This window comes from Mycobacterium sp. (assembly GCF_050701675.1).
GTDB lineage: Bacteria > Actinomycetota > Actinomycetes > Mycobacteriales > Mycobacteriaceae > Mycobacterium.
On sequence record NZ_JBOGDD010000627.1, the window covers coordinates 1 to 8,553 of the forward strand.

General features: G+C 65.0%; 7 protein-coding genes. 5 read left to right on the forward strand and 2 right to left on the reverse strand.

Annotated elements, in window-relative coordinates:
• A partial coding sequence (locus ACRDUX_RS19260; protein ID WP_526415621.1) for a MurR/RpiR family transcriptional regulator occupies positions 1–569 on the reverse strand: 569 nt, incomplete at its 3' end.
• 268 nt (positions 570–837) lie between these two features.
• Positions 838–1,872: a LacI family DNA-binding transcriptional regulator gene (locus ACRDUX_RS19265; RefSeq protein ID WP_526415622.1), complete on the reverse strand. Its 1,035-nt coding sequence runs from the start codon at positions 1,870–1,872 to the stop codon at positions 838–840.
• Positions 1,873–2,206: 334 nt separating this feature from the next.
• Between ACRDUX_RS19265 and ACRDUX_RS19270 the strand changes: the two genes are divergently transcribed.
• Genes ACRDUX_RS19270 through ACRDUX_RS19290 form a run of 5 tightly spaced genes read left to right on the forward strand, consistent with a single transcriptional unit; the run spans position 2,207 to position 8,353 of the window.
• Positions 2,207–3,481 (forward strand): sugar ABC transporter substrate-binding protein, encoded by a 1,275-nt coding sequence (locus ACRDUX_RS19270; protein ID WP_526415623.1) that lies wholly within the window; start codon positions 2,207–2,209, stop codon positions 3,479–3,481.
• Positions 3,478–5,067, forward strand: coding sequence for a sugar ABC transporter ATP-binding protein (locus ACRDUX_RS19275; protein WP_526415624.1), 1,590 nt, complete (start codon positions 3,478–3,480; stop codon positions 5,065–5,067). The genes ACRDUX_RS19270 and ACRDUX_RS19275 overlap by 4 nt, the downstream gene beginning before the upstream one ends.
• Complete coding sequence (locus ACRDUX_RS19280; protein ID WP_526415625.1) at positions 5,064–6,068, forward strand: ABC transporter permease; 1,005 nt, start codon at positions 5,064–5,066, stop codon at positions 6,066–6,068. The genes ACRDUX_RS19275 and ACRDUX_RS19280 overlap by 4 nt, the downstream gene beginning before the upstream one ends.
• A 19-nt stretch (positions 6,069–6,087) precedes the next feature.
• Positions 6,088–7,188 (forward strand): LLM class flavin-dependent oxidoreductase, encoded by a 1,101-nt coding sequence (locus ACRDUX_RS19285; protein ID WP_526415626.1) that lies wholly within the window; start codon positions 6,088–6,090, stop codon positions 7,186–7,188.
• Positions 7,181–8,353, forward strand: coding sequence for an acyl-CoA dehydrogenase family protein (locus tag ACRDUX_RS19290; RefSeq protein ID WP_526415627.1), 1,173 nt, complete (start codon positions 7,181–7,183; stop codon positions 8,351–8,353). Before ACRDUX_RS19285 ends, ACRDUX_RS19290 begins: the two co-directional genes overlap by 8 nt.
• Positions 8,354–8,553 lie beyond the last annotated feature (200 nt).

Consider the following 8,553-nt stretch of genomic DNA (forward strand, 5'->3'; position numbering starts at 1 on the left):
TCGTGCGTCCGGTCGCCGCAACACGAACGAGAGCAACAGGTCGCCTCGGTCATGGACGTCAGGTGCTCGGCGATGAGCCGCCCACTCGTCGGCAGTGACACCGCGGTGACGCCGAACCGCCGGACGCGACGCTCGAGAACGTTCAGCACGGCGCCGGCGTACGGCGGACCGAACAGCATCAACCGGCGCGCGGTCAGAATTCGTCCAGCAAGCTGGTCGATCTCGTCCTGGCTGACCTGATTGGCCACCCGTCGCATCGCGGCGGCCTCGTCATCGACCAGGGCCGCCAACGTATAGGTGCCACGGCTACGCACGCGATCGGCGCTCGACAGCGTGGCGCTGTCCTCGCCCGACCTGGCCAGCTCGGCGCGTAGCTCCCGGTAGCCGGTGTAGCCGAGCTGCCGGGCGAGCCGAATGACCGTGACCTCGTGCACGCCGAGTCTCGATGCGACTTCCGTGGCGCTCAACGAGGACATCTCCTGCGGGTCCGTAAGCAGCAGATTTAGTGCGCGACGACTCGCGTCGGACAACGTTCCATCGAGCTGTCGCACCACTTCGTGGATACCCATTCGCACCTCGCTCTCGAAAACCTACATTCCTGCGCAGGATGACAGGTTAGTGGCGGGCATCACAATGTGTCAATGGCTTGGGCTGGGTCACACGACACGCGAGAGTTGTGGACCTCGTTGGGGGAGTGGCGTCCAAGACGGCTTTTGTGCTTAGTCGCGGCCCGGCCGATGCCGTTCGGCCCGACGACGGGCGAACTTCGAATTCCCGGTGCGGGCACTAGTAGACGGCTGAAGAATCAGCCCCGATCTCGGGGCATCGGGGTGCCCTTCAGCTTGGCCGCCGCAGCTGGGCCACTGAATCGCGAACGACTAGTTCTGGAACGTCCAATACGCCGTCTACGCCGGCGTCGGCGCTGTAGAGCAGCCGGGCGGCATGCTGGCCGATCTCGATGGGGGATTGCCGAACGGTGGTGAGGGCGGGCGATAGCAGTTCGGAGAAGTCGGCGTCGTCATAGCCGACCAGTGAAAGGTCTTCTGGTACCCGGATTCCGCGAACCATCAGGCCCTTCAGCAAGCCCATCGCGATCATGTCGTTGGCGCAGAACACGGCGGTGACGCCGTCGACGGCCAGCACGGTATCGACGCTGGCGCGTCCGCTGGTGAACGTCATGCTGGGTACCGTGATCTCGGTGAACTCGCTCACTCCCGCTGCCTCGCAAGCTGTCTCGACTCCGAGGGAGCGATCGCGACACCACGGAATCCGATGCGGGCCGTTGACGAAGGCGATCAAGCGGTGCCCCATTCCGAACAGATGCGCGGCGGCGGAGCGTGCCCCGGCCACGTGGTCCACCGTGACCGACGGCAACTGATCCTCGGGGTCGGCGTGATCGAGCAGAACCACTTCGGTTCCCCTGCGCTGAACGGCACGCAGTTGCTCCAACTCGTCGCCCACCGGTGCGACGAGGATGCCTCGCACGCCCTGCGATTCGAGCTGAGCCACCTGTCGGGTCTGCGCGTCCTGCGACTCACCGGAGCTAGCGACGATCACCGATTGACCAAGCGGTGCGGTCACCGACTCCACCCCGCGAGTGAGTTCGGCCCAGAACGGGTTGGCGATGTCGAGGACGACGAGACCGCAACTGGTGGCCGTGCCCGAACGCAGTGTCTGAGCTGACCGGTTGATCACGAAGTCCATCGACTCCATGGCCCGGATCACCTTCTCGCGCGTGGCCGGCGACACCAGCTCCGGTCTGTTGATGACGTTCGACACCGTCGCCTGCGATACGCCGGCCGCTCGCGCGATTTCGTGGGAAGTCGCCCGCCTATGTTTGGCGAGGATCACCGCCTGCGGAGTCTTCGGCACTTACATTCCCCCTGGTTTTAAGGATTCGCGCGGCAGGCGCCCCGGGAGTCGAAACCGCGGGTCGCTGGTCGAGCGCAATCCGTTGTGCCTGGTGAGGGCTTGTCCCGCGGAGTCGTCGGCGGGCCGAGCCGTCGCACTTAGATCACCACACGCCTTTCGATTCGCGCTGTGGGAACGCGCGGACCGAGTTGTTGACGCACACCTGCGAACCTAATTTATTCGTATCAATCGAAGAATCAACGCCGGTGCTGACTCGTCTCAACGCCGGCCGTGATCATGTCCGTGACGAGGAAGACAGGTAGTTGTGAACGCTCAGTCCCCTGGTGGCCCCCGAGTGTCGCGCCGCACTCTCATCAAGGCGGGCGCGGCCGGCGTGGTGGTGGTCGGTGCCGGCGGCTTGATCGTCGCTCGTAACGTCGGAGGGGAAGCGAAGACCGCCGGGGTGGATGGCGACAAGTCCGCGGGTGCCCACCAATTGCTGCTGTTGACCAACGAGTGGAACTCGATCATCGACGACGCGGCCGGGCGTGCCGCCAAGATTCTCGGCCTGCCGTATCGGTCGACGAACTTCGACAAGGACGACACCGTCGCGCTGACCCAGGCCCAGTCGGCGGTTGCCGCCGGGCAGAGTCTGTTCCTGACCAACAGTGCCGACGGCAGTTCGTTGCCCGGTATCACGGCTGCCGCCGCGCAGAACGGTGGATCCCTGGTCAACGTGGGCAGTTCGGTCCCATGGGTCACTCCTCTCGACATCGGCAACGCGTACACCCAGCAGTTCACCGCCCGTGAGGACATCGGCTTCCACGAAGCCGTCAAGGAGGCTCTGCGCCAAGCCGTCGCTAAGTTCGGTGAGAAGCTGACGATCCTGCACGTCACCGGTTCGCCCGGGTCGTTCGACGACGCCAGGCGCAGCGATTCGGTGAACCGTGCGGTAGCCGAGTTCCCCGGTGCGCGCGTCCTGGGTTCGCTACCCGGCAACTGGGCCTCGGAGGACGGTCAGAAGGCGACCGAGGACCTGATCGCCCGCTATGGCGTGCCCAACGTGATCGTCGCGCAGAACGACGGCTCGCTCACCGGTGTGCTCGCCGCGCTCAAGGGCCTCAACATCGCTGCTGGACAACAGGTCTTGACCGTCGGTGTCGACGGCGCGACGGACATTCTGCGAGCGATCAAGGAAGGGACCGTCGCGGCGACCGCCTTCCAGTCCCCGACCTACTTCGGCGTTCAGGCGATGGCGCGGCTCTTCGATGCGCTCAACGGCTACGACTTTCAGGCGCCGGAGCGGCTGGTTGGCTTCGCCGGGATCACGGTCACCAAGGGCAACGTCGACGGGGTCCTGGCGCGGTACGTCGACAACGAGAACCTTCCCTTCGACCCGAAGCTGCTCTCCCATGTCATCAGCGGTGACAAGTGGGACCCGCAGGCTCCGCTGGCGCCGTTGAAGATCGACGAGTTCTACGCCTCTCAGCCAAAGCCCGCGGGATATCAGCTACCTGCCGCCTACACCGAGTCGATCAAGTCGGGGGCATTCGACGAGATCACCCAGCAATACGCCAAGGCTTATCGTCTCAAGCTGGATGACTTTGGCTACCAAGGCGTGCAGGGTTGAGTTCGTCGGTACTGGCGGCCGTTTCGCTGACCAAGGCATACGGCGGGGTACCGGCTCTTCACGAGGTGTCCTTCGAGTTGCGCGGCGGAGAGATCTTGGGCGTCCTCGGCGAGAACGGCGCGGGAAAGTCGACTCTGCTCAACATCCTCTCGGGCACGGCGACGCCGACGTCGGGACACGTGGCGCTCAATGGACGGCCACTGAAACTGCGCTCGTACGCCGAGGCGAATCTCAATGGGATATGGCGAATCTTCCAGGAACCGGCGCTCATTCCGAGCGTGTCGATCGTGGAGAACCTGTTCCTCGGCCACACCCGGCGCTACGAGCGGTTCGGAATCCTCCGCAAGGCAGCCATGACTGCGAAGGCGCAGCAGCTCGCGGACACGATGGAACTATCCGTGGACGTCACCCGGCCGCTCTATGACTACGACTTCGCCACTGCGCAGGCGCTCGAGGTCGCCAGGGCGAGCTTGCTTCCCGAAGTACTGGGACTGCCTTCGGGTTTCGTCCTATTCGACGAACCGACCACCGGGCTCAGTAGCCACGAGGTCGAGATCCTGATGAACCGCATGCGCAACCTGGCGTCGACTGGTGCGGGCGTTGCCTTCGTCTCCCACCGGCTCAACGAAGTGCGCGAAGTGTGCGACCGAGTAGTCGTGCTCAAGGACGGAGCGCTGGTGGCCAGTGGCGGCATCGCCGAGTTCGACGAGAGGACGATGCACCTGTCCATGGTGGGCCGCGAAATCGTCGAGCTCGAACGGGCTACGGCTCCGACTGCGACGGCTTCAGAGCCGATTCGGCTCCGGGCCCGGGGCATCAGCTCGTCGTCGAGGTCTGGCGACATCGGCGAGATCGGCCGCAATGCTGGCCTCAGCTCGATCGACCTGGCGCTTCATCGTGGTGAGATCGTCGGATTGGGAGGGCTTTTGGGCTCGGCCAAACACGAAATCCTGCGCACGATCGCCGGCGTGGTGCCATTGGCCGCCGGGTCGATCGAACTCGACGACGCACCATTGACGGGCAGCATCGGTTCGCGGAAGCGAGCGGGTATCGCCTTCGTCCCCGGCGACCGCCTCTTCGAGGGCGTCATCGGAGGACAGTCGGTGGCGTCGAACGTGTCGTTGCCCAGTGGCGAGTCCGGACCGCGGGGGTTCTCCAACCGAGGGGGGATGTGGCGGACCGCCAGGGAACGCTCGGCAGCCAGGGAGCTGATCTCGTCATTGTCCATCAAGGCCGATGAGGATTCGTCGGTCTCGACGCTCAGCGGCGGGAACCAGCAGAAGGTGTCACTGGCCAGGTGGATCTACCGACGTCCGAAGGTCCTGCTCATCGAAAACCCAACCGCCGGAGTGGATGTGGGTGCCAAGGCCGAGATCTACCGATTGTTGCGTGCTCTCTCCGAGGCAGGAACGACCGTGCTGTTCACCAGCGACGATCTGCCCGAACTGATCGCCATCGGTGATCGGGTGCTGATCATGCGGGAGGGGCGACTGGCGGGTGAGTTCGACCACCGGAGCGGCCAGATGTCGCAAGCGGATCTGCTGGGCGCGATGCTCGGCGTGAGTGAAGACGGGACGACGAAGTGAGCGATGTTCACGTGTCCGAGGACGCCGGACCCCAGCCCGACGTCAGCCGATCCGAAGGCGCAGGGGAGGCCGGGCGTTGGTTGCCCTTGATCGCGTTGGCGGCGCTCGTCTTCTACTTCGGGATCAGACAGCCTGCCTTCCTGGGCACGCAGAATCTGACCGTGCTTGGCGCGCAAGCTGGCCCACTGCTGCTGATCTCACTCGGTGCCAGCTTCGTGATTCTCATGGGCAGCATCGACCTGTCGGTCGGTGGACTCGCCGGTCTTACTGCAGCGCTCGGTGCCATCGCCATGCGGGATCACGATCTCGGTCCCGTCGCGGTGATCGTGATGGCACTTGCGGTCGGCGTGCTGGCCGGCCTGTTCAACGCGCTGTTGTCGACCTACCTGCGCCTACCGTCATTCATCGCCACCCTCGCATCCGGATCGATCTTCACCGGCATCGCGTTGAATCTGCTGCAGGGCAGGGCGGTACGTGTGGAGAACGACGACTTCGGTCTGCTGGCCAACGGACGCCTGGTGCCGGGGGTGCCCAACGCCCTCCTCCTCGCGATGGTGGCGTGGGCGGTACTGGTCTTCGCGCACGCCAGAACCCGGTTCGGACGGTACGTCGTGGCCATCGGTGCAGGCGAACGTGTCGTGACGCTCAGCGGAATTCGGGTGCGCGCCTACAAGACCGGCGTCTTCATCCTGTCCAGTGGCTTCGCCGCACTGGCAGGGGTATTCCTGCTGTCCCGACTGGGCTCGGCGACACCGACCATCGGCGACGGCTATCTGCTCGACGTGGTGGCGGCCATCGTGGTCGGCGGGACCGCGCTGACCGGGGGAGCGGGCGGAGTGCAGCGCACGCTGCTCGGAGTAGCACTCATCACCATTCTCAGCAACGGCCTCAACATCTCCGGGGTCTCGTCCTTCACCCAGGAGATCGTCAAGGGCGTGGTGATCATCCTGGCCGTACTCACCACGGTAGACCGCGAAAAGCTCCAGAACATCATCAAATAGAAAGCGACTCCCTAGACCCATGACCAGCAATCCGCGCTTTGGCATCTGGGCGAACGTGCACGGGACCATGGCTGCTCTGACCCACCCCGACGACCCGGTGGACGCGTCGTGGCGCCGAGTACGAGATCAGGTGCTGCTGGCCGAGCGGCTGGGATTCGACTGCACGCTGATAGCCCAGCACACGATGAATCCCTTCGGTGAGGAACTCGACCAGCTCGATGCCTGGACCGCGGCGGCGGCAGTCAGCGCCATCACCGACACCATCGAGGTGATCGTGGCGATCAAACCGTCGGTCATTCACCCCACGATCCTGGCGAAGCAGGCGCTGGGCATCGAGGAGATCAGTGGCGGACGGTTCTCGATCAACGTCGTGAATGCTTGGTGGAAACCTGATCTCGAACGATCCGGGATCGGCATGCTCGAGCATGACGAGCGCTACCTCTTCGGTGGCGAATGGCTGCACGCCGTCAGCGCGTTGATGACCGGACAACGGACGACCCTGCAGGGCAAGTACGTCAACCTCGACGACTTCGTGATCCGTCCGGCGGGCACGTACCGCGTCAGGCCCCGCATCTATCTCGGCGGCGAGTCGGAGCCCGCCCGGAATCTGGCCGTAGCAGAGGCCGACGTGCTCTTCCTCAACGGGCAACCCGTGGAGACGGCAAAGGAGATCATCGACGACGTCCGGAGCCGCCCACGTCCGACTGACACGCCAATCGCGTTCGGGCTGGTCGGTTTCGTGGTCACCGCTCCCAGCGACGAGGAAGCGGCGGAGCTGCTTTCCTATCACTGGGAACTCAATGCGCAGGAGCAGGCGGCCGGTGGCGACGTGGCGGCGCGGATACATCGCGACCTCGACCAAAAGTCGCAGATGTGGCGCACCCTGAAGGATCGGCCGCACATCGGGCCCAACGGTGGCACCGCTTCGGGACTCGTCGGCAGCTACGACACGGTCGCGGCGAAGGTCGTGGAGTGGAGCCGGCTCGGCATCGAGACGTTCATGCTGGCCTTCCAGCCGTTCGAGCAGGAGATGGAAGTGTTTGCCCGAGAGGTGATTCCGCGAGTCCGGGAACTGCTGGCGACGGAGTCCGCTACCGACGAAGGCGTGATCGGTGAATAGGCCGGTCAACGCTGCCGGTGAGGTGCTGGCGGGACTGCCGAAGTTGCTTGCCGGGCTCGACGCCTCGGTCTCCGAACGCGAGCGGGAGCGCCGACTTCCGTATGAATCGATCGATCTGATCCGGCAGTCGGGGGTGCTGTCGTTGCGCATTCCCACCGACTGTGGCGGCGCGGGCGGCACCATCAAGGACCAGCTGGACGCGGTCGTCGCGATCGCCTCGGTCGACTCGAACGTCGCGCAGGCCATCCGCCCCCACTTCTTCTTCGTCGAGGAGTTGCGCACCAACGGAACTCAACCCAGCTGCGATCGATGGTGGCCCGAGTTGGCGACCGGCACCCTGGTGGGCAATGCCCTGAGCGAGAGCGCGGCCGGACGGCCCGGCATGATCGAGACCCGGTTGGTCCCGAACCCCAACGGCGGGTGGACGATCGACGGGGTGAAATCGTACTCGACGGGATCACTGTTCAGTGATCTGTTGTTGGTCAGCGCGAACGACTGGGACGGCGCCGAGCGCCTTGCCCTGATCCCGTCCGACCGCCCCGGCATCGAGATCGCCGACGGCATGGGACAGCGCACCACGGCAACCGGGACGACGACCTTGCGCGGTGTCCGAGTGGACGCAGACGAACTGGTCGAGATGGTTTCGTTGAAGGAGAAGTTCACCCACATCGGCGGGCATCGCCAGCTCTATTTGGCAGCCGTCCTGGCGGGTATCGCAGCCGACGCCTGCAACGACGTCCGCGAGTACGTGCGCAATAGGGCGCGGGTCAGTGCGCACGGGGTGACCGCCAAGCCAGTGGACGATCCGTACGTGCTGCACGCGGTGGGCGACATCAGTTCCGCTGCTTCGGCTTCCAGGGCCGTGGTGCTGGGAGCCGCCGACGCGTTGGACGAGGCCGCCGAGGCAGGCACCGAGGCCGCTGCGTTACAGGCCGCGGTGGACGTTGCCCGCGCCCAGGTAGCGGTTGCCGCTCTCGTGCTGCCAGCCACCCAGCGGGTCTTCGACGTCGGTGGCGCCTCTGCCGTCACCGACTCGGTCAACCTGCACCGGCACTGGCGCAACGCTCGGACCGTGGTGGCCCACAACCCCCTCGACTACAAGCGTCGCGTGATCGGGGACTGGGTGATCAACGCCGTCGAGCCACCCCGCAATTCCTACTTCTGACCGCGTTGCGGTATCGGCGTCGTTGACCGTCGTAGCGTCGCTAGTTCGTCGGTGGAGCCGCCCTTGGCGAGACGCGGCAGACGGAGCGAACACGAGCGACAGGTCGATCTGGGCCTATCATGCCAACCATGTGGCTAAGGCAAGCGTTTCAGTATCCGCGGCACAGCGCATCTAGGCTGGTAGCCGGCATCACAGTGCTC

What these genes read in the sequence shown, in the direction of transcription:
- ACRDUX_RS19285 (WP_526415626.1), top strand. Translation starts at nt 6,088, where the DNA reads ATGACCAGCAATCCGCGCTTTGGCATCTGGGCGAACGTGCACGGGACC.